Consider the following 19,542-nt stretch of genomic DNA (forward strand, 5'->3'; position numbering starts at 1 on the left):
CCCATGAAAAAATATCCCCTTAGTTTTCTGGTGATGGAGGCCCTGGGCCTTCTCTGCCTGATTCCCGCCCTGGTCAGCCTGCTGGGCCTGGGGGCTCGGCTTCATCCCATGTTGGCCGATAGCGGTGCCGGTCTGGCCCTGCTGGTGACCGCCGTGTCCCTCATCATTTCCGGCTTTTTTCCCTTTGTGCTGCGCCGCTTGATGAATGGGGATCAGGGGTAGGGCGGTGGTTTGAACCGGGCTCGATTCCGCTCAGGTGTATGACCCGGGAAGGGCGGCGGGGAAGCTTTCCCCGGGGATGTGGTTGGGATATTACTTTTGTTATAAGCTATCCCCATGGTTGGTGAAGTGAGGGGGTAGCAAAATGGGACGGCGGACAGACGTAGGGGATCGGGAAATCCGGTTGCCAGAAATGGAAGCCCAGGCGTTTCAGCCCATCATTGACGCCCTGACGGCCCATGTGGCCCTCCTCGACGGCGCAGCCACCATTGTGGCGGTGAATCGGGCCTGGATGCGCTTTTCCGATGCCAATCAAAATCATCAGGCCAATTACGGCATTGGCTCCAATTACCTGGCTTTGCTTGATGCCACGGAGCGTTGTCCCTGCGGCCGCAAGGCGGCGGAGGATGGGGCCGTGGCCCGGCAGGTGGCGGAGGGGCTGCGTCAGGTGCTGGCGGGGAGCCGGGATAAGTTCCAGATGGAGTACCCCTGCGATTCCCCCACGGAACGCCACTGGTATCTGCTCACCATTACTCCCTTCCCGGGGGACGGGCTGCTGCGGGCGGTGGTGGCCCATGAGGATCTCACCCCCCTGAGACTGGCCCAGGAAGCCAGCCTGAATCAGGCGGTGCAACTGGCGGGAGCCTTTAGCGGCGCGGTGGAAGCCATTGTCCGTTTTATTGAAAAACGGGACCCTTACACGGCGGGCCACCAGCATCAGGTGGCGACCCTTTGCCAGGCCATGGCCGAAACCATGGGCCTGCCGCCCCGGCAGCGGGAAGGGCTGATTCTGGGGGCGAAAATCCACGACATCGGCAAAATCGCCGTGCCCGTGGATATTCTCTGTAAGCCGGGCAAGCTGAGTGGGCCGGAAATGGAGATTATCCGTATGCATCCCCAGACCGGTTACGACATTCTCCAGGACATCCCCTTCCCCTGGCCCATTGCCGCCATGGTGGCCCAGCACCACGAGCGCCTGGATGGTACCGGCTATCCGAACGGACTGAAGGGCGACGCCATTTGCCTGGAAGCTCGCATCATTGCCGTGGCGGACGTGTTCGACGCCATTACCTCCCACCGGCCCTATCGTCCGGCCCGGGATCAGGCCTGCGGCATTGAGGAACTCCAGTCCGGCCGGGGGCGCATTTACGATGCCCGGGCGGTGGATGCCCTGCTGGCCCACCTGGCGGGGGAACGGGCCCCGTTTAAGGCCGCCTAACGCCGGTGGGGTGACCGGGCTGGGAGCCCCGTCCTGCCTTGATCTGGCCTTTTGCGGCGGCGCCAGCTAGCTGCGCAGGGTTTCCGAGGGTAGTTCGCCGAACAGGCGGCGGTAATCCTGGGCGAACTGGCTCAGGTGGGAAAAGCCCCAGTCGTAGGCGATGCAGGAGATGGAGCGGGCCGTACGGCTGCGCAGCTGGCGGCGCACCTGGTTGAGCCGCAGGCTGCGCACATAGGCCAGGGGCGCCAGGCCGGTGGTGTCTTCAAAACAGTTTTGCAGGGCGCGGCGGCTGATGTGCAGTTGGGCGCAAAGCTCGGCCACGCTGGGCGGGGTTTCGGGCTGGTCCAGAACCCGCCGCCGTACCTTATCCACAATCTGCTGGTGTTGCAGCCGGGTGCGGTTAATGGCCGCCGGTTGGGCATCCTGGCTGGTCAGCACCCCGGCCAGGGTTTCAAAAATGCGCTCCTGCAAGTCGTCCACCGTGGCGCTGTCGGGGTCGCTCTGGTTGGCGTCCGCCAGGATATTGGTCAGCTTGCGGCACAGGTGTTCCTTGCGCCCCGGCTCCAAGTCCCGCACATCCCCCTGTTGCAGTAGCCGGTCCAAATCCAGATGGCGGGTGGTGTCCAGATGGCGGGCCAGGCTGGCCCGGTCCACCACCACGCCGAAGAGGTCAAAGTCCGGGGAGGTGAGCAGATCGAATTCCGCCCCCCCGTCCCGGATACAGACGGCCCGGGCGGAAAGCTGTTTGCCCCCCATGGCCATGAGCCCGTCCCCCATGTCCGGGATGCCAAACCACACCGAGTTGGGCCAGGCGGCGCAGGTCTGGCGCAGTTGCTGATTGGCCCGCTCGACGAACACCTGGGTTTTGGGCAGCCACAACTCCGTGACTTCGCCGCTGAACCGGCCCGCCGAAAGCTGGTCGTAGCGCTGATCCCATTGGGACAGGTTGCGGGCGTGTTCGTCCGCGTCATGGGCCCGGGTTTCCCGGCGCAGGGGTCGGGCGTAGTCCGGGGGAAGGGGAGAGCGTGGGCTCATGGTGGTTTTTCAGGAGGGGGATAGCCCCCCGGGGAGCAAGGGACGTACCACACCGCCCCGAAAACGGGCCCGGAGGGCCAGGAGCGTTAGCCCATGGGCCCCCCAATTTTCAGGCCATGACGGGTAAATGGGGCGGGGCCAGGGAAAAAGGAGCCGGGATGGTGCATGGGGGCCTTGGGGCGGCACTGCCCCGGTGCGCCCCGGGAAAATCCCCCGGCGGCAGGGGAAAACGTGCCGATTTTTGATATTCGGGTGCTGATTTCTGATACGTGCTGCTGCTGGCCCCGGGCCATGATGGCCACACCAACATTTTTGGAGTGAATCATGTCGACCTCTTCCCCTGCCGGGTCTCAACTTTCGGCAAGCCTGGGCACCTGGCAACTGTGGGGCATTGCCGTGGGCCTGGTAATTTCCGGTGAATACTTTGGCTGGAGCTTCGGCTGGGCCACCGCCGGTACCCTGGGCTTTCTGGTGACCACCCTCATGGTGGCCGTGATGTACGGCACCTTCATTTTCAGCTTCACCGAACTGACCACCAGCATTCCCCACGCCGGTGGCCCCTTTGCCTACAGCTACCACGCCTTTGGCCCCACCGGCGGCTATCTGGCCGGTATGGCAACCCTGATCGAATTCATTTTTGCGCCTCCGGCCATTGCCCTGGCCATCGGCGCTTACCTGAATGTGCAGTTCCCGGGCCTGGACCCGAAAATCGCGGCCACGGGGGCCTACGTGGTATTCATGGGCCTGAATATGGTGGGGGTCACCATCGCCGCCACCTTTGAACTCTTCGTCACCATTCTGGCGATTTTTGAACTGCTGGTGTTCATGGGCGTGGTGGCGCCGGGCTTTTCCTTCGCCCACTTTGTGGCGGGCGGCTGGAGCGGGGTGGATCATTTCTCCCTGGGTTCCCTGACCGGGATTTTTGCCGCCATTCCCTTCGCCATCTGGTTCTTCCTCGCCATCGAAGGGGTGGCCATGGCCGCCGAAGAGGCGCGGGACCCCAAGCGTTCCATCCCCATCGCCTACACCACGGGCATTCTTACCCTGGTGGTGCTGGCCATCGGCGTCATGGTCTTTGCTGGCGGCGCCGGTGACTGGACCAAGCTGGCCAACATCAACGATCCCCTGCCCCAGGCCATGAAGACTGTGGTGGGGGCTTCCAGCGGCTGGCTGCACATGCTGGTGTGGCTGGGTCTGTTTGGCCTGATCGCCTCCTTCCACGGCATTATCCTGGGCTATTCCCGGCAGATTTTTGCCCAGGCCCGGGCCGGGTTCCTGCCGGGCTGGCTGGGCAAAATCCACCCCCGCTTCAAGACCCCCCACCGGGCCATCCTGGCCGGGGGCGTGATCGGCATCGCCGCCATTTTCAGCGACGAACTGCTCTCCTTCGGGGGCCAGAGCCTGACCGCCAACATCGTCACCATGTCTGTCTTCGGCGCCCTGCTCATGTACGCCTTGAGCATGGCGGCCCTGTTCAAGCTGCGCCTCAGCAAGCCCGATCTGGCCCGTTCCTACAAGGTGCCCTTCTACCCTGTATTCCCCATCATTGCCCTGGTGGGTTCCCTGGTCTGCCTGGGCACGGTGGCCTGGTTTAACCGGATGCTGGCGGGCCTCTTTGTGCTGATTCTGGTGGCGGGCTATGGCTACTTCCGCCTGACCCATGCCCAGCGGGCGGCGCAGCCGGTGGCTGAACTGGCCCCCGAGGCTGAGTAGATCGGGCGAGGGAGAGCGCCATGATCTACGCCAGCACCCTGGGCCAGCAGCGTTACGTTTTCCCCGACCTTAAGGCGGTGCTGGCGAAAGCCAGCCCGGCCCGGTCTGGGGACATGCTGGCCGGCGTGGCCGCCGCCAGCGAGGCGGAACGGATGGCGGCGCGCCTGGTGCTCGCCGACATTCCCCTGGCCCACTTTCTGAACGAAGCCCTGATTCCCTACGAGGCAGATGAGGTCACCCGCCTCATTATCGACAGCCATGACGCCGCCGCCTTTCAGCCGGTGGCCGGGCTCACGGTGGGGGAGCTGCGGGACTGGCTTCTTTCCGACGCTGCCACGACGGCCAGCCTGGCGGCCCTGGCCCCCGGCCTGACGCCGGAAATGGTGGCGGCGGTAAGCAAGCTCATGCGCAATCAGGATCTGATTCTGGTAGCCGCCAAATGCTCCGTGGTTACCCGTTTCCGCAACACCCTGGGCCTGCCCGGGCGGCTGGCGGTGCGCCTGCAACCCAACCACCCCACGGACGATCCCCGGGGCATTACCGCCTCCATGCTGGACGGCCTGCTCTATGGCGCCGGGGATGCGGTGATCGGCATTAATCCGGCCACGGACAGTCTGGCGGCCATCGTCACTCTGCTGCGCCTCATGGACGATTTTCGCACCCAGTACGCCGTGCCCACCCAGAGCTGCGTTCTCACCCATGTGACCAATTCCCTCCGGGCCATGGACCAGGGGGCACCCCTGGATCTGGTATTCCAGTCCATTGGCGGCAGCGAGGGCGTCAATCGCAGTTTCGGCGTGTCCGCCGCCCTGTTGGACGAGGCCAATACGGCGGCCCGGGCCCTGAATCGGGGCACCGTGGGCAACAACGTGATGTATTTCGAAACGGGACAGGGCAGCGCCCTCTCCGCCAATGCCCACCATGGGGTTGATCAGCAGACCCTGGAAGCCCGGGCCTATGGTCTGGCCCGGCGCTATCAGCCCCTGCTGGTCAATACGGTGGTGGGTTTCATCGGTCCGGAATACCTCTACGACGGCAAGCAGATTATCCGGGCCGGTCTGGAAGACCATTTCTGCGGCAAGCTTCTGGGCCTGCCCATGGGCTGCGACATTTGCTACACCAACCATGCGGAAGCGGACCAGGATGACATGGACACCCTGCTCACCCTGCTGGGGGTGGCGGGGATCAATTTCATCATTGGCGTGCCCGGGGCCGACGACATCATGCTCAATTACCAGAGCACCTCTTTCCACGACGCCCTTTATCTGCGCCGGGTGCTGGACCGCCGCCGGGCCCCGGAATTCGAGGAATGGCTGGAAACCATGGGCATTACGGACTACCGGGGTGAGCTGCTGCCCCAGGGCAGCGACCAGTATCCCCTGCTGGGGCTGGCCGAAAGCCTTCAGGAGGCCCCATGAGCCAGAAACCGGCCATTCTTACTCCCGATCCCTGGCAGTCCCTGCAAGGCCTGACCCAGGCCCGGGTGGCCCTGGGCCGGGCCGGGGTCAGCCTGCCCACCCGGGAAGTGCTGGGCTTTAGCACCGCCCATGCCCAGGCCCGGGATGCGGTGCATCTAGCCCTGGACGTGAACGGCCTGGCGGAGGAATTGCAGGAGGACGGCTTCCAGACCCTGGCGGTACGCAGCCAGGCGCCGGATCGGGCCACCTATCTGCGCCGCCCGGATTACGGCCGCCGCCTGGACCCGGCCTGTAGCGCCCAGCTCGCTGACCCCGGCCAGAACCGGTGGCCCCAGCCCCGCCGTCTGGCCCTGGTGGTGGCGGACGGCCTTTCCGCCTTGGCTACTCGCCGCCACACCCGAGCTTTTCTCGCTGCCCTCAAGGCCTACCTGCCCGATTTACCCAGCCAGCCCCTGGTGATCGCCACCCAGGCCCGGGTGGCCCTGGGGGACGAAATCGGCCACTGGCTCGGTGCCGAGCAGGTGGTGGTGCTGATCGGCGAACGTCCGGGCCTGTCTTCCCCGGACAGCCTGGGCCTGTATTTGACCGCCGGGCCCCGTCCCGGGCTCACGGACGCCCAGCGCAACTGCATTTCCAACGTGCGCCCGGAAGGGCTGCCCTATGCCGCCGCCGCCCGCAAGCTGGCCTTTCTCATTGAGGGGGCCCGCCGCCTTGGACGTACCGGCGTGGATCTCAAGGACGACAGCGATGCTCCGGCCCTGGTCGCTCCTGAGGCAGCACCGGCCCTGGCCGCCCCCCTTTCTCCCCCTTCTTTTTCAACCTTGAACCTTTAGGAGATCACAGCATGAGCTTCAATTTTTATGGACCGGGCGCCGCCGCCCTGCTCGCCAGCGCCTGCCTCGGTGGGGCGGCCACTCCCGCCCTGGCGGAGGGGGACAGCGCCTGGACCTTTCCGATCAATGTGAGTCTGGTCAGCGATTACATCTTTCGCGGCCAGTCCCAGACCTGGGGCAAACCCGCCCTCCAGATCAGTGCGGAAGCGGACCACGCCTCCGGCGCCTATGTGGGCACTGCCGTCTCCAACGTGTCCGATCACTGGCTGCCCGGCGCCACCACGGAACTGGACCTCTACGGGGGCTACCGCAACAAGCTCACCGAAGACATTGGCTATGACGTGGGCCTGATCTACTACACCTACCCGGGGGCCAACTGGAGCGACTCCGTGTTTAACGGCTTCAATGCTTCCAAGAGCCTCAATACCCAGGAAGCTTCCCTGGCCCTGAACTACAAGTGGTTGACCTTCAAGACCGGTACCACCCTGACCGATTATTTCGGCTGGAGCACCAACAATTCCCCGGTCCATGGGGGCTTCAACGGGGATTCGGGGGCTGGGGTCACGGGCAGCACCCGCTATTCCTCCTTTGTGGAATTCAATGCCGCTTATGAAGTGGTACCCGGGTGGACCTTGAATGGACAGATTGGCCGGCAAATGATCCGCAACTCCACTGGCCTGGATATCTCCTACTACAAGGCCGGCGTCACCCGGGCCTTGGCCGACGGCTGGACGGTGAGCGCGTCCTACTCGGCCACCAACGAACCGGCGGCTTACAAGAACTTCCTGAGCCTGTCCAACGGCACCTCCTCCTCCGACATCGCCCAGAACCGGTTCTTTGTCAGCGTCAATAAGGCTTTCTGAACGACCTGCTGTTTCACTTGCGAAAAAGGGCCGGGAAACACTTCCCGGCCCTTTTTTTGTGGGCCTCCCCGGGTGATGCGCTGTGAGGCTCAGGCCCACTGCCGGGGGGCCACCCAGGTGGCCGTCAAACCCTGGGTTAGGGGCGGCCATGGGGCGGCAGGCCGGGATGGGGCTGCCCTAGCCCGGCGCTCAAGCGGACTCCCGGCAGCCGGCACTCCTCAGCCTCTCAGTCCCCTTATTCCCAGTTCAGCGCCCCTCCAGTCTGGTATTCCGTCACCCGGGTTTCAAAGAAGTTTTTCTCCTTGCGCAGATTCACCTGTTCGTCCAGCCAGGGCACCACGTTGGCGGCGCCGGGAAAGGGCTCTTCCAGGCCCAGCTGGCGGGCCCGGCGGTTGGCGATGAAGCGGAACTGCTCCCGGTGCAGGTCGGCGCTGTAGCCCAGCATGGGTTCCTGGAACAGGTAGCCCGCGTAAGCGGATTCGGCCGCCTCCGCCTCGTCCCAAAGCAGGCGCAGGGCGGCGGGGTCGAGCTGGAGGTCTTCCTCCTGGATGAGCTGGCGCACCACCCGGATGCCGAAGCCGCAGTGCAGCACCTCGTCTCGCATGATGTACTGGAGCTGTTCCGCCGTGCCCTTCATGAGGCCCCGCCGTTGCAGGGCGAAAATGGGGGTGAAGCCGTTGTAGAACCAGCAGCCCTCGAAAATGCCCGCGAAAAACAGGTAGGACAGGGCGAATTCGTGGAGGGTGTCCCGGTTGCCCATGTCCAGGCCGGAGCGCAGCACGGCATTGAGGCGCCGGTTGGAGAGGGCGATTTTGCCGTGGATTTCCGGCACCACCCGGTAGCGGTTGTAAATCTCCCGCTGGTCCAGGTTCAGGGTTTCGATGCAGTGCTGGTAGGTCCAGGTGTGGAGAGATTCTTCGTAGACCTGGCGGGCCTGGTAGATCTGCAATTCCGGGGCGGTCATTTTTTCCATCACCGCCAGGCCGATATTGCGCATGGCCAGAATGTCGGAGGTGGTCAGGTAGGCCAGCACATTTTCAAAAACGTGGCGTTCCGCTGGGGTGAGCCGGTGGTGGTAATCCTGCACGTCCTGGGCCATGTTGATTTCCAGGGGCGTCCAGTGGTTGCGGTTGGCCTTGAGGAAATATTCCCAGGCCCAGGGGTACTTGAAGGGGGCCAGTTGGTTAATGTCGGCCCGGCCCCCCACCACCCGCTTGTCCTGGGGATCGATGGGGGCCAGGGCCGCCGGGTCTTCCCCCAAGGGGGGGAGGGCGTTGGCGGCGGGAATGGGGGGTGTCCGGGGGGCGGTGGCCTTGCCTGAGTCCGTTACCGGGCGTGCCGGAGCCTCTGTTTCCGGCGCCATGGCCCGGGGAGCACCGTGGACAGGGGTGGAAGCGACGGGGGCCGGGCTCTGGTCCCAATCCGCGAATAGGGTGTCGGGCCGGGCAGCGCCGGTCCGGGTGGGGGCGTTGGCGCTCATTGGCAGGCCTCGCAATCCGGGTTGTCGATGGAACAGAATTTGGGGGCGGCCGGGGCCTCGGTTTCCCTTTCCTGCTCCCGGCGGCCGTCCGTGGTTTTTTCCGCCTGACTGGCCCCCAGGGTGCGCAGGTAATAGGTGGTCTTCAGGCCCCGCAGCCAGGCCAGCTTGTAGAGTTCATCCAGCTTGCGACCGGACGGTGTGGCCAGATAGAGATTGAGGGACTGGGCCTGATCGATCCATTTCTGGCGCCGGGAGGCCGCTTCCACCAGCCACACCGGGTCCATTTCAAAGGCCGTGGCGTAGCGGGCCTTGAGGTCTTCCGGCACCCGGTCGATGGGGGCCAGGGAACCGTCGAAATATTTCAGGTCCGCCACCATCATTTCGTCCCACAGGTCCAGGGCCTTCAAGTCCCGCACCAGGGCCGGATTGACTACGGTAAATTCCCCGGAGAGGTTGGATTTGACGTAAAGGTTCTGGTAGTCCGGCTCTATGCCCTGGGAGACCCCCACAATGTTGGAAATGGTGGCGGTGGGGGCGATGGCCACGCAGTTGGAATTGCGCATGCCCTTGTCCAGCACCCGGCGGCGCAGGGCATCCCAATCCAGGGTCTGGTGCCGATCCACTTCCAGGAAATTCCGGGCCGGGTCGTCACTCAGATGGCTGCGGGCTTCCGCCAGCCGGTCCAGGGTGTCCGGAGGCAGAATGCCCTGGCTCCACAGGCTGCCCTGGTAGCTGGGATAGGTGCCCCGTTCTTCCGCCAGTTCGGTGGAGGTCCAGTAGGCGTGGTAGCACACCGCTTCCATGGATCGGTCGGCAAAGGCCACGGCCTCCGGGGAGGCGTAGGCCAGGCCCAGGGCGTGGAGGCAGTCGGCAAAGCCCATGATGCCCATGCCCACGGGGCGATGGCGCAGATTGGCGTTGCGCGCCTTGGGGGTGGCGTAATAGTTGAGGTCGATGACGTTGTCCAGCATGCGCAGGGCGGTGCGCACCGTGCGTTGCAGCTTTTCCTGGTCCAGGCCGCCCCGGGCTACGTCCAGGTGGGCGGCCAGATTGATGGAGCCCAGATTGCAGACGGCGGTTTCCGTGGCCGAGGTGTTGAGGGTGATTTCGGTGCACAGGTTGGAACTGTGCACTATCCCCTTGTGCTGCTGGGGCGAACGCAGATTGCAAGGGTCCTTGAAGGTGACCCAGGGATGGCCGGTTTCAAAGAGCATGGTGAGCATGCGGCGCCACAGCTGGACGGCGGACACCTTCTTGAAATGCTTCAGCTCCCCCCGGGCGGCCCGGTCTTCGTAGGCCTGGTAGGCGGTGTCGAAATCCCAGCCGTATTTGTCGTGGAGGTCCGGGGTCTCGTCCGGGGAAAAGAGGGTCCATTCCCCCCCGGCCATGACCCGCTCCATGAACAGGTCCGGAATCCAGTGGGCGGTGTTCATGTCGTGGGTGCGGCGCCGTTCGTCCCCGGTGTTTTTGCGCAGTTCCAGGAATTCCTCGATGTCCAGGTGCCAGGTTTCCAGGTAGGCACACACCGCCCCCTTGCGCTTGCCCCCCTGGTTCACCGCCACGGCGGTGTCATTGACCACCTTGAGGAAGGGAATCACCCCCTGGCTCTTGCCGTTGGTGCCCTTGATGCGGGCCCCCAGGGCCCGTACCGGGGTCCAGTCGTTGCCCAGGCCGCCGGCGTATTTTTGCAGCAGGGCGTTTTCCTTGACGGCCTGGTAAATGCCCTCCAGGTCGTCACTGGTGGTGGTCAGGTAGCAGGAGGAAAGCTGGGGATGGCGGGTGCCCGCGTTGAACAGGGTGGGGGTGGAGCACATGAAATCGAAGCGGGAGAGCAGGTGGTAAAACTCCACCGCCCGGGCCTCCCGATCCACCTCGTTCAAGGCCAGGCCCATGGCCACCCGCATGAAAAAGACCTGGGGCAGTTCAATGCGCCGTTCCTCGATGTGGAGGAAGTAGCGGTCATAAAGGGTTTGCAGCCCCAGGTAGGTGAATTGGAGATCCCGCTCCCCCTCCAGGGCGCAGGCCAGCTGGGTCAGGTCGAATTCCAGCAGGCGGGGGTCCAGGAGTTCCGCTGCCACCCCCAGGCGGATGAATTCGGGGAAATAGTCCCCGTAGCGCTGGGCCATGTCGGCCTGGAATACCTCTTCCCCCAGCACCTCCCGGCGCAGGGCGTGGAGTTGTAGGCGGGCCGTGGCCTGGTCATAGGCCGGGTCCCGCTCGATGAGGCTGCGGGCGGCCAGCACCAGGGCTTGATGCACCTCCGCCAGCTTCACCCCGTCATAGAGATTGCGCAGGGCCTGTTCCCAGATCAGGGCCGGGTCCGCGTCTGGCAATCCCTGGCAAGCGGCCTGGCAGAGGGCCAGCAGGGCCTGCCGGTCCAGGGGGCGGCGCACCGGGCCGTCCACCACGTGGAGCACCGGGGCTTCCTCTTCCCGGGGCTGGGCCTGGGCCGCCTGGGCGGCCCGTTCGGCGGCCCGCCGTTCCCGGTAGAGCACGTAGGCCCGGGCCACATCGTGTTCCCCGGCCCGCATTAGGGCCAGTTCCACCTGATCCTGGATGTCTTCGATATGCACCGTGCCCCCGTCCGGGAGGCGGCGAGTGAGGGCCTGAATGGCGTCTCCGGTGAGGCGCAGCACCCGGTCCCGGATGCGGGCCGAGGCGGCCCCCTGGGCGCCGCTCACGGCGAGGAAGGCCTTGGTCATGGCCAGGGCGATTTTGTCCGGGTTAAAGGCCACCACGGCGCCGTTGCGGCGGATGACCTGGAGCCCCAGTACGGTCTGGCGACAGGACTCGGAGAGGGCCTGGAAGGCCAGGCCGAAGGGGCTGGTGGCGTTGGCCTCGGTCTCAGGGGCTGGGCCGGCGGTAATGCTGGAAGGTGGTAGAGATGGGCCCCGTTGGGCGGTGGAACTGGCTTGCTGCATGAAGACTCCCCGTATGCGAGCGGAACGGGGGTCGGAGAAGGTCTGGAGCGGGCCGGAATGGGGCAGATAGCCCCGGGCACGGTTCCCGGGCGGACGGGCCGACCGGGCCAGCCTTCCGGGAGACACCCCGCTCCTGGTAAGCAAATGAACGTGGCGAGGGCAGGTCTCCTGGCTTGCGGGTCAATGTCGCCCGGCCTTGTTGCCACGAACCTTCCCGGAAGAGGCTTCCAGTGGTTCGGGTCCGGCCGGGGACTCACCGCCTACAGTTGCGGGGGCAGCTCCGGAATGGGGCCCACCGGGGTGGGCGCCGCACCGGATTCCCTTTTACTTCCCCTTGGGGGGAACCGTCGCGTGGGGCCTATGTTGCCCCGGCCCCAGGATGACGTCAAGATTGAAATACTAAATGTAGTGTGCTATCGGCGTATCGCCACTATAGGTAGTGGTTGTGGGCCGCTCTCCCCGGGGTGGGGGCGTGTTCCCCGTATCCCCACGGGATGGGACCGCCTGGGGCGTGGCGGGGCGAAAGCGGGGGGCATCCGCCCCCGCCAGATTGCCCAGGGCGGCGGCCCGTTCCCGGGCCAGACGCCGGGTCAGGCGGGTGGCCCCTTCCACATCCCCCCGGGCCAGGCAGGGGCAGAGTTCCTCCTGGGCCGCGGTGAAAATGCTCTGATTGAGGCGTCGGAATTCCGGTCCCCAGCCCAGGAGCAGCTTGTCCCCCAGGGCCCGGATTACGTCTTCCAGATACAGATTGCCCGCCGATTCCATGAGCCGGTCGTAGAAGTTTTCCTCCGGCGCCTGGGGCCGGTCCTGATGCAGGCCCAGGCCAAAGCCCCGGCGTCGGGCAGCCTGCTGGACGGTGAAGGTTTCCACTAGGGTGAGCACGGTGAGCAGCTCGTCCAGGTCCCGGGGGGAGAGGCGGGCCACGGTGCATTCCTGACGCACCCCGTTGCGCAGATGGATGCAGAGCAGGCCTTCGTGGGCCAGCACCTTCACTGCTTCCCGCACCGGGGTGCGGCTCACCCCGTATTCCCGGGCGATGGCCCCCTCGTCCAGGGGCGTGCCCGGCGCCAGCTGGTGCTTGAAAATGCGCTCCCGCAGGGAATCCGCAATGCCTTCGTAGAGGGCGCGGGGGTGATCGTGGCGGTCCGTGTGCATGGGGGTCTCCTGAAAATTCGGTATTCCCGACGCCGGTGGATCCCAAGGGCCCGTGGCGGGGGGCACCGTGCCCCCGGATCCGGCTTGCCAAGCGCCGGGAATGTTTGCAATATACGCATCCCAAAAATGGCGTAAATAACTGAAATGGCGAAGATAATCGAAGGTTTTTCCGGAGTTTTGCGAATTTTGCGAATGGGGCCGGTCCCCGGCTCCCAGGGACGGGGCTTCCGGGGCCGGGGGCTGTCTTTTGCCGGGGCGGGGCGGCCATGAAAAAATCCTTCATGGGGGTGCGCTTGAAACGCCTGCGGGAGGAGCGTCAGCTCACCCAGGTGGCCCTGGCCCGGGCCCTGGGCCTGTCTCCCAGCTACCTCAATCAGCTGGAACAGAACCAGCGCCCCCTCACGGTGTCCGTGCTGCTCAAGCTCAACGGGGTGTTCGGGGTGGATGTGCAGCGCTTTGCCGAGGACGACGAGGCCCGGCTGGTGACCGAATTGCAGGATGTGCTGGCCGAGGCCCCCGGCGGGGAAGGGGTGTCCCAGGCGGAAATCCGGGAATTGGCCAGCGCCATGCCCGCCCTGGCCCGGGCCTTTCTTGGCCTGCATCGCCGTTATCGCCAGGGGGCGGAGCAGGTGGCTGCCCTGTCCGCCCGGCTCGGGGGCACGGGGGAGGGGACGGTGGCCGCCCCCGCGCCCTTTGAGGAGGTGCGGGATTTGTTTTACGCCCGCCATAACCACGTGGCGGAGCTGGATGCTCTGGCGGAACAGTGCTGGGCCCAATGGGGCCTGACCCCAGGGGATACGGCCCCGGCCCTGGCGGACATCCTGGCCCGGCGCCATGGGGTAAAGGTGGTTCTGGGGGACAGCCGGGAGACGGGGGCGGCAAGGCCGGAGGCCCCCGGGGAAGCCCTGCGTCGTTACGATGCCCGCCAGCGCCTGCTCACCCTGGCGCCCCACCTCAATCCGGGTCAGCGGGCCTTTCAGTTGGCTACCCAGTTAGCCTTCCTCGAAGGGAGGGAGGTGATCCAGCGCCTGGCGGCGGAGGCGGACCTGTCCGGGGAGGAAGCCCGGCGCCTGGCCCGCATCGGCCTGGCCAACTATTTTGCCGGGGCCCTGCTGCTGCCCTACGCCCCCTTCCTGGCTGCCGCCGAAAGTCTGGGCTACGACATCGAACGCCTGGGGCGCCGCTTCGGCGTGGGCTTTGAAAGCGTCTGCCACCGCCTCTCCACCCTGCAACGGCCCGACGCCCGGGGAGTGCCCTTTTTCTTTGTGCGGGTGGATCGGGCGGGCAATATTTCCAAACGCCAGTCCGCCACGGATTTCCACTTCTCCCGGGTGGGGGGCAGTTGCCCCCTGTGGAATGTGTACGAGGCCTTTGCCCAGCCCGGCCGCATCCTCACCCAGCTGGCTGCCATGCCCGACGGCCGGGCCTATTTCTGGCTGGCCCGCACTGTGCGTCGGGGCTACCAGGGCTGGGGCGCCCCGGGCAAAACCTTTGCCGTGGGCCTGGGCTGCGATCTGGCCTACGCCCACCGGCTGGTCTATTCCCATGGCCTGGATTTGCAGGACCCGGCGGCCCGTACCCCCATCGGTGCGGGCTGCAAGGTCTGCGAACGGGCAGACTGTCCCCAGCGGGCCTTCCCTCCCCTGGGCCGCCCCCTGGCGGTGGACGAAGACCGAACCAGCTTTGTGCCCTATCCGGTGGGGGGCTGAGGGGGGAGGCCTAGGCGCCTAAAACAAGAAGTAGCGTTGGGACAGGGGCAGGGTCTGGGCGGGCTGGCAGGTGATGGGAACCCCGTCAATGCTGACTTCGTAGCTCACCGGGTCCACTTCCACGTGTGGCGTCAGGTCGTTGAGGCGCATGTCCTTTTTGCCCACGGTGCGGCAGTTTTTCACCGGCGCCACCAAGCGGTTCAGCCCCAGTTTTTCCCGGATGCCCCCTTCGTAGGCGGCGCCGGAGACGAAGGTGAAACAGCTGCGGGGGGCGGCCAGGCCGTAAGCGCCGAACATGGGCCGCATGATGACTGGCTGGGGCGTGGGGATGGAGGCGTTGGGGTCCCCCATTTTGGCGGCGGCAATGACCCCGCCTTTCAGCACGTAATCCGGTTTGACGCCGAACAGGGCCGGATTCCAGATCACCAGATCCGCCAGTTTCCCAGGCTCCAGGGAACCCACGTAGGTGGAGATGCCGTGGGTGATGGCTGGGTTGATGGTGTATTTGGCCACATAGCGCTTGGCGCGGAAGTTGTCGTTATCCTCCCCGGCGGCTTCCGGCAGCTGGCCCCGTTGTTTCTTCATTTTGTCGGCAGTCTGCCAGGCTCGGATGATGACTTCCCCCGGCCGTCCCATGGCCTGGGAATCGGAGTTCAGGATAGATATGGCGCCCATGTCATGGAGCACATCTTCCGCCGCCAGGGTACCAAAGCGGATTCGGGACCGGGCGAAGGCCACGTCTTCCGGCAAGTGGGGGTCCAGGTGATGGCAGACCATGATCATGTCCAGATGCTCGTCGATCACGTTCTTGGTGAAAGGCATGGTAGGACTGGTGGAGGACGGCATCACATTAGGGAATCCGGCGGCCTTGATAATGTCCGGCGCATGGCCACCGCCCGCCCCTTCCGTGTGATAGGTATGGATGGCCCTTCCGGCGATGGCGTTCATGGTGCTTTCGAAATATCCGGCCTCGTTCAGGGTATCGGTGTGGATGCAGACCTGAACATCGTAGGCATCCGCCACCTGGAGACAGGTATGGATGGCGGCAGGAGTGCTGCCCCAGTCCTCATGCAGCTTCATACCGATGGCTCCGGCCCGGATTTGTTCTTCCAGGGGGGCGGGGGAAGCGCAGTTGCCCTTGCCGAGAAAGCCGAAATTCATGGGAAAGGCTTCCACCGCCTCCAGCATTTTTTGCAGATTGAATTCCCCGGGGGAGCAGGTGGTGGCATAGGTGCCCACGGCGGGGCCGACGCCGCCGCCGATCATGGTGGTCATTCCGGCGTAAAGGGAGGTTTCCACCTGTTGGGGGCAGATGTAATGGACATGGGTATCCACTCCGCCAGCGGTGACGATTTTGCCTTCCGCCGATACCACTTCCGTTCCGGCGCCCACTACCAGGGCCGGGTGTACCCCATCCATGATGTCTGGATTGCCCGACTTGCCGATGGCGACGATCTTGCCTTCCTTGATGCCGATATCGGCCTTGACGATGCCCCAGTAGTCCAGAATCAGGGCATTGGTGAGCACCATGTCCAAAGCCCCGTTTTTGTTGGTCATGGCGGTGTTTTGCCCCATCCCGTCCCGGATGGTTTTACCGCCGCCGAATTTCATTTCGTCCCCGTAGGTGGTGTAGTCCCGCTCCACTGCGATGAACAGATCGGTATCGCCAAGGCGCACCTTGTCGCCCGTGCTGGGGCCGTACATGGCCGCATATTCCTGACTTGAAAGTTCCACGCTCATGCTGATTGCTCCTCTAGAAAGCCAGCGCTCCGGGCTTTATCCAGCGCCCGGGGCAGGGAATCGGGATGGGTCTGACCGTCAGTTAGCCGGTTTAAACCGAACACCGCACCCTTGCCCCCGATCCGCACCAGGTGAACCTCTTTGCGTTCCCCTGGCTCGAAACGAATGGCGGCGCCGGAGGGAAGGTCAGGGCGAAAACCAAAGGCTGCTTGACGGTCGAAGGCGAGGAAGCGGTTGGCTTCAAAAAAATGGAAGTGGGAACCCACCTGGATGGGGCGGCTGCCCCGGTTTTCCACGGACAGGCATCGAGTTTCCTGCCCCTGATTCAAGATGCGTGGGGTGTTTCCACAAATGACTTCGCCGGGTTTCATGATGATTTCCTTCTGATTCAGCGGATGGGGTGGTGGACGGTGACTAGCTTGGTGCCATCATCAAAGGTGGCCTCCACCTGGACTTGACGGAGCATTTCCGCCACCCCGTCCATGACCTGCTCCCGGCTTACCAGGGTGGCGCCTAGGCTGACCGCTTCCTTGACGGTCTTGCCTTCCCTGGCCATTTCCATGACCTCTGAGGCAATCAGGGCGATGGCTTCCACGTAGTTCAGTTTCAGCCCCTTCTCTCGACGCTCCTTGGCCAGATTGCCAGCCGTGTGCAACATCAGTTTTTCCAATTCCCTGGGGGTGAGATGCATGTCTGTGGCTCCCTGCTTGACTGAAGATGAAGCAGAGTATGAAGAAAATAAAAAACGTATTACATACGCGAGATGGCGTAGATGGGGCGAGATAAAAGGGGGCGGAGGCTCAATGGAAATAAAAAAAGCCGCCCCTTCGCTAAAAGGCGCGGCGGAAAAGGGGGGAAGCCGCAAGCACCCCCCCGAGGGTTGGGGAAGAAGCTAGCTAGCCTGGGGCGGGCAGGTGTTGGCCTGTTCCCGGAGTTCCCGAGCGGCGGCCACCATGTTGACCAGGGCGGGCAGGACTTCCTGCCATTGGCGGGTTTTCAGGCCGCAGTCCGGATTTACCCAGAGCCGCTCCCGGGGAATTCGCTGGGCGGCCCGGTTTATCAAGTCCTCCATGGCCTCCCGGGTAGGGATGCGGGGGGAGTGGATGTCATAGACTCCTGGACCGATGGCGTTGGGGTAGCGGAAGTTCTCGAAAGCCTCCAGCAATTCCATGTGGGAGCGGGAGGTTTCGATGGTGATCACATCCGCGTCCATCCGGGCGATGGCGGCGATGATGTCGTTGAATTCCGAGTAGCACATGTGGGTGTGGATCTGGGTCCGGTCTTCTACCCCGTTGGCCGCCAGCCGGTAGGCGTCCACGGCCCAGTCCAGGTAGCCTTGCCAGGCGCTGCGCCGCAGGGGCAGGCCTTCCCGCAGGGCCGCTTCGTCAATCTGGATAATGGGAATTCCTGCCCCCTCCAGGTCTTGCACTTCTTCCCGGATGGCCAGGGCAATCTGGCGGCAGGTGACGGCCCGGGGCTGGTCGTCCCGCACAAAGGACCAGTTGAGGATGGTCACCGGTCCGGTGAGCATGCCTTTCATGGGCTTTTCCGTGAGGGAGGCGGCGTAGGTGATCCACTCCACGGTCATGGGCCGGGGCCGGTACACGTCGCCAAACAGGATCGGCGGTTTGACGCAGCGGGAACCGTAGGACTGAACCCAGCCGTTGCCGCTGAAGGCGAAACCTTCCAACTGCTCGCCGAAATATTCCACCATGTCATTGCGTTCCCCTTCCCCGTGTACCAGCACGTCCAGGCCCAGGGCTTCCTGGGTGCGCACGGTGTAGGCGATTTCCTGGCGGATGCCTTCCCGGTAAGCGCTTTCCCCCAGATGTCCGGCCCGGAATTCCCGCCGCAGATGGCGGATTTCCTTGGTTTGGGGGAAGGAGCCGATGGTGGTGGTGGGGAACAGGGGCAGGGCCAGCCGTGAGGCCTGCAAAGCCGCCCGCTGGGGGTAGGGACTCTGTCTTTCCCCCATGGCCGGGGTGATCCGGGCCAGGGTTTCCCCCATCCAGGGTTGATGCACCCGGGAAGACGCCTGGCGGGACGCCCAGGCGGCCCGGGCAGCCGCCAGCCCCGGGGCCACGGCCCCTTCCCCTTGGTTCATGGCGGTAGCCAGGAGGCTAAGCTCCTCCAGCTTTTGCTGGGCGAAGGCCAGCCAGGATTTCACTTCCCCATCCAGGGCCGTTTCCGGTGTCACGTCCAGGGGCACATGGAGGAGAGAACAAGACGGGGCCAGCCACAGGCTGCGCCGGGGGCCGGCCTGGAGGCGACCCAGGGTTTCCAGCACTCCGTCCGGATTGCAGCGCCAGATATTGCGCCCGTCGATCAGTCCCAGGGAAAGCACCTTGTGGGCGGGCAGCCAGTCCGCCACCGTCGCCACTTCCTCCGGCGCCCGCACAGCGTCGATGTGCAGCCCTTGGACCGGCAGGCGGCAGGCCAGATTGAGCTGATCCTGTAAGGGGGAAAAGTAGGTGGCAAGCAACAGCTGGGGGCCACCCGTCAGGCGGGCATAGGCGGGCTCGAAGGCCTGGCGCCATTCCGGGGGCAATTCCAGGCCCAAGATGGGCTCATCCAGCTGGACCCAGGTCACCCCCATGGCTTTTAGCCGGGCCAGGATTTGGCCGTAGACCGGCAGCAGCCGTTCCAGCAGGGAGAGGCGGTGGAAATGGGGCCCCCGGACTTTGCCTAGCCAGAGGAAGGTGAGGGGCCCGAGCAGGGCCACTTTAACCGGATGGCCCAGGGCCTGGGCCTCTGCTACCTCCTCAAACAGGCGTTGGCTGCCCAGCTGGAAGCAGGTGTCCGGTGTCCACTCCGGGACTAGGTAGTGGTAGTTGGTGTCGAACCACTTGGTCATTTCCAGGGCCGCCGCCCCCGGTTCCGTTCCCCGAGCGGCCCGGCCCCGGGCCAAAGTGAAATAGCGGTCCAGTTCCTCCGTTTCCGGGCGGAAGGCAAAACGGGCAGGTTCGCAGCCCAGGAGCTGGATATGGTTGGCCACGTGGTCGTAGAAGGCAAAGTCCCCCACGGTCACCCAGTCCAGCCCGGCTTCCCGTTGCAGAGCCCAGTGCCGGGCACGGAGTTCCCGCCCCACCCGTTCCAGGTCGGAGGGCTGGGTCTCTCCCCGCCAGTAGGCTTCCAGGGCGAATTTCAATTCCCGTTGGGCGCCCATACGGGGAAAGCCCAGGATATGGGTGGCGATCATGGCGGTACCTCGGTGTGGAAAAGCCTTGGATGATGCCG

Annotated in this window: 15 protein-coding genes and 1 riboswitch; of the genes, 7 read left to right on the top strand and 8 right to left on the bottom strand. The window is 64.7% G+C overall.

Annotated elements, in window-relative coordinates; all coding sequences use genetic code 11:
- Positions 1-3: 3 nt before the first annotated feature.
- Together Azoinq_RS08270 and Azoinq_RS08275 are read left to right on the top strand one after the other, a co-directional pair.
- A complete protein-coding gene (locus tag Azoinq_RS08270; RefSeq protein ID WP_216130121.1) occupies positions 4-222 on the top strand; it encodes a hypothetical protein in 219 nt (72 codons plus the stop codon).
- A gap of 142 nt (positions 223-364) precedes the next feature.
- The gene (locus Azoinq_RS08275; protein WP_216130119.1) at positions 365-1,438 is read left to right on the top strand and encodes an HD-GYP domain-containing protein; all 1,074 of its coding nucleotides are present in this window, start codon (positions 365-367) and stop codon (positions 1,436-1,438) included.
- A gap of 66 nt (positions 1,439-1,504) precedes the next feature.
- Here Azoinq_RS08275 and Azoinq_RS08280 read toward each other — a convergent pair whose 3' ends face one another.
- On the bottom strand, positions 1,505-2,473 hold the full coding sequence (locus Azoinq_RS08280) for a helix-turn-helix domain-containing protein (RefSeq protein ID WP_216130117.1): 969 nt from the start codon (positions 2,471-2,473) through the stop codon (positions 1,505-1,507).
- A gap of 324 nt (positions 2,474-2,797) precedes the next feature.
- On the opposite strand from Azoinq_RS08280, the gene eat reads away from it, so the two are divergent.
- The 4 genes from eat to Azoinq_RS08300 are packed head-to-tail and all read left to right on the top strand — an operon-like array spanning position 2,798 to position 7,300.
- Complete coding sequence (eat, locus tag Azoinq_RS08285; RefSeq protein WP_216130115.1) at positions 2,798-4,186, top strand: ethanolamine permease; 1,389 nt, start codon at positions 2,798-2,800, stop codon at positions 4,184-4,186.
- Between the two features lie 20 nt (positions 4,187-4,206).
- A complete protein-coding gene (locus tag Azoinq_RS08290) occupies positions 4,207-5,604 on the top strand; it encodes an ethanolamine ammonia-lyase subunit EutB (RefSeq protein ID WP_216130113.1) in 1,398 nt (465 codons plus the stop codon).
- Positions 5,601-6,437, top strand: a complete 837-nt coding sequence (eutC, locus tag Azoinq_RS08295; protein WP_216130111.1) for an ethanolamine ammonia-lyase subunit EutC — start codon at positions 5,601-5,603, stop codon at positions 6,435-6,437. Before Azoinq_RS08290 ends, eutC begins: the two co-directional genes overlap by 4 nt.
- Positions 6,438-6,448: 11 nt before the next feature.
- Positions 6,449-7,300, top strand: coding sequence for a TorF family putative porin (locus tag Azoinq_RS08300; RefSeq protein ID WP_216130109.1), 852 nt, complete (start codon positions 6,449-6,451; stop codon positions 7,298-7,300).
- 235 nt (positions 7,301-7,535) lie between these two features.
- On the opposite strand, the gene Azoinq_RS08305 is transcribed toward Azoinq_RS08300, so the two are convergent.
- The 3 genes from Azoinq_RS08305 to Azoinq_RS15095 form a co-directional block, all read right to left on the bottom strand.
- Positions 7,536-8,780, bottom strand: a complete 1,245-nt coding sequence (locus Azoinq_RS08305; protein ID WP_232368446.1) for a ribonucleotide-diphosphate reductase subunit beta — start codon at positions 8,778-8,780, stop codon at positions 7,536-7,538.
- Positions 8,777-11,701, bottom strand: coding sequence for a ribonucleoside-diphosphate reductase subunit alpha (locus tag Azoinq_RS08310; RefSeq protein ID WP_216130107.1), 2,925 nt, complete (start codon positions 11,699-11,701; stop codon positions 8,777-8,779). The genes Azoinq_RS08305 and Azoinq_RS08310 overlap by 4 nt, the downstream gene beginning before the upstream one ends.
- A 141-nt stretch (positions 11,702-11,842) precedes the next feature.
- A riboswitch (cobalamin riboswitch) is annotated at positions 11,843-12,065 on the bottom strand.
- 35 nt (positions 12,066-12,100) lie between these two features.
- Positions 12,101-12,856 (bottom strand): GntR family transcriptional regulator, encoded by a 756-nt coding sequence (locus tag Azoinq_RS15095; protein ID WP_216130105.1) that lies wholly within the window; start codon positions 12,854-12,856, stop codon positions 12,101-12,103.
- Between the two features lie 266 nt (positions 12,857-13,122).
- Between Azoinq_RS15095 and Azoinq_RS15100 the strand changes: the two genes are divergently transcribed.
- Positions 13,123-14,565: a short-chain fatty acyl-CoA regulator family protein gene (locus tag Azoinq_RS15100; RefSeq protein ID WP_216130103.1), complete on the top strand. Its 1,443-nt coding sequence runs from the start codon at positions 13,123-13,125 to the stop codon at positions 14,563-14,565.
- A gap of 18 nt (positions 14,566-14,583) precedes the next feature.
- Here the strand turns inward: Azoinq_RS15100 and ureC are convergent, their stop codons facing one another.
- From ureC to metE, 4 genes are all read right to left on the bottom strand, one after another.
- Positions 14,584-16,305 (bottom strand): urease subunit alpha, encoded by a 1,722-nt coding sequence (gene ureC / locus Azoinq_RS08325; RefSeq protein WP_216130101.1) that lies wholly within the window; start codon positions 16,303-16,305, stop codon positions 14,584-14,586.
- The gene (gene ureB, locus Azoinq_RS08330) at positions 16,302-16,676 is read right to left on the bottom strand and encodes an urease subunit beta (protein ID WP_216130099.1); all 375 of its coding nucleotides are present in this window, start codon (positions 16,674-16,676) and stop codon (positions 16,302-16,304) included. The genes ureC and ureB overlap by 4 nt, the downstream gene beginning before the upstream one ends.
- Before the next feature lie 17 nt (positions 16,677-16,693).
- Positions 16,694-16,996 (bottom strand): urease subunit gamma, encoded by a 303-nt coding sequence (gene ureA, locus Azoinq_RS08335; protein ID WP_216130097.1) that lies wholly within the window; start codon positions 16,994-16,996, stop codon positions 16,694-16,696.
- A gap of 201 nt (positions 16,997-17,197) precedes the next feature.
- Positions 17,198-19,504: a 5-methyltetrahydropteroyltriglutamate--homocysteine S-methyltransferase gene (gene metE, locus Azoinq_RS08340; protein WP_216130095.1), complete on the bottom strand. Its 2,307-nt coding sequence runs from the start codon at positions 19,502-19,504 to the stop codon at positions 17,198-17,200.
- Between the last annotated feature and the right edge of the window lie 38 nt (positions 19,505-19,542).

It is taken from the genome of Azospira inquinata, from assembly GCF_018905915.1.
GTDB classification, from domain to species: domain Bacteria; phylum Pseudomonadota; class Gammaproteobacteria; order Burkholderiales; family Rhodocyclaceae; genus Azospira; species Azospira inquinata.

What these genes read in the sequence shown, in the direction of transcription:
- ureC (WP_216130101.1), bottom strand. Translation starts at nt 16,305, where the DNA reads ATGAGCGTGGAACTTTCAAGTCAGGAATATGCGGCCATGTACGGCCCC.
- eutC (WP_216130111.1), top strand. Translation starts at nt 5,601, where the DNA reads ATGAGCCAGAAACCGGCCATTCTTACTCCCGATCCCTGGCAGTCCCTG.
- Azoinq_RS08290 (WP_216130113.1), top strand. Translation starts at nt 4,207, where the DNA reads ATGATCTACGCCAGCACCCTGGGCCAGCAGCGTTACGTTTTCCCCGAC.
- metE (WP_216130095.1), bottom strand. Translation starts at nt 19,504, where the DNA reads ATGATCGCCACCCATATCCTGGGCTTTCCCCGTATGGGCGCCCAACGG.
- Azoinq_RS08305 (WP_232368446.1), bottom strand. Translation starts at nt 8,780, where the DNA reads ATGAGCGCCAACGCCCCCACCCGGACCGGCGCTGCCCGGCCCGACACC.
- Azoinq_RS15100 (WP_216130103.1), top strand. Translation starts at nt 13,123, where the DNA reads ATGAAAAAATCCTTCATGGGGGTGCGCTTGAAACGCCTGCGGGAGGAG.
- Azoinq_RS08300 (WP_216130109.1), top strand. Translation starts at nt 6,449, where the DNA reads ATGAGCTTCAATTTTTATGGACCGGGCGCCGCCGCCCTGCTCGCCAGC.
- ureB (WP_216130099.1), bottom strand. Translation starts at nt 16,676, where the DNA reads ATGAAACCCGGCGAAGTCATTTGTGGAAACACCCCACGCATCTTGAAT.
- eat (WP_216130115.1), top strand. Translation starts at nt 2,798, where the DNA reads ATGTCGACCTCTTCCCCTGCCGGGTCTCAACTTTCGGCAAGCCTGGGC.
- Azoinq_RS15095 (WP_216130105.1), bottom strand. Translation starts at nt 12,856, where the DNA reads ATGCACACGGACCGCCACGATCACCCCCGCGCCCTCTACGAAGGCATT.
- Azoinq_RS08280 (WP_216130117.1), bottom strand. Translation starts at nt 2,473, where the DNA reads ATGAGCCCACGCTCTCCCCTTCCCCCGGACTACGCCCGACCCCTGCGC.
- ureA (WP_216130097.1), bottom strand. Translation starts at nt 16,996, where the DNA reads ATGCATCTCACCCCCAGGGAATTGGAAAAACTGATGTTGCACACGGCT.
- Azoinq_RS08270 (WP_216130121.1), top strand. Translation starts at nt 4, where the DNA reads ATGAAAAAATATCCCCTTAGTTTTCTGGTGATGGAGGCCCTGGGCCTT.
- Azoinq_RS08275 (WP_216130119.1), top strand. Translation starts at nt 365, where the DNA reads ATGGGACGGCGGACAGACGTAGGGGATCGGGAAATCCGGTTGCCAGAA.
- Azoinq_RS08310 (WP_216130107.1), bottom strand. Translation starts at nt 11,701, where the DNA reads ATGCAGCAAGCCAGTTCCACCGCCCAACGGGGCCCATCTCTACCACCT.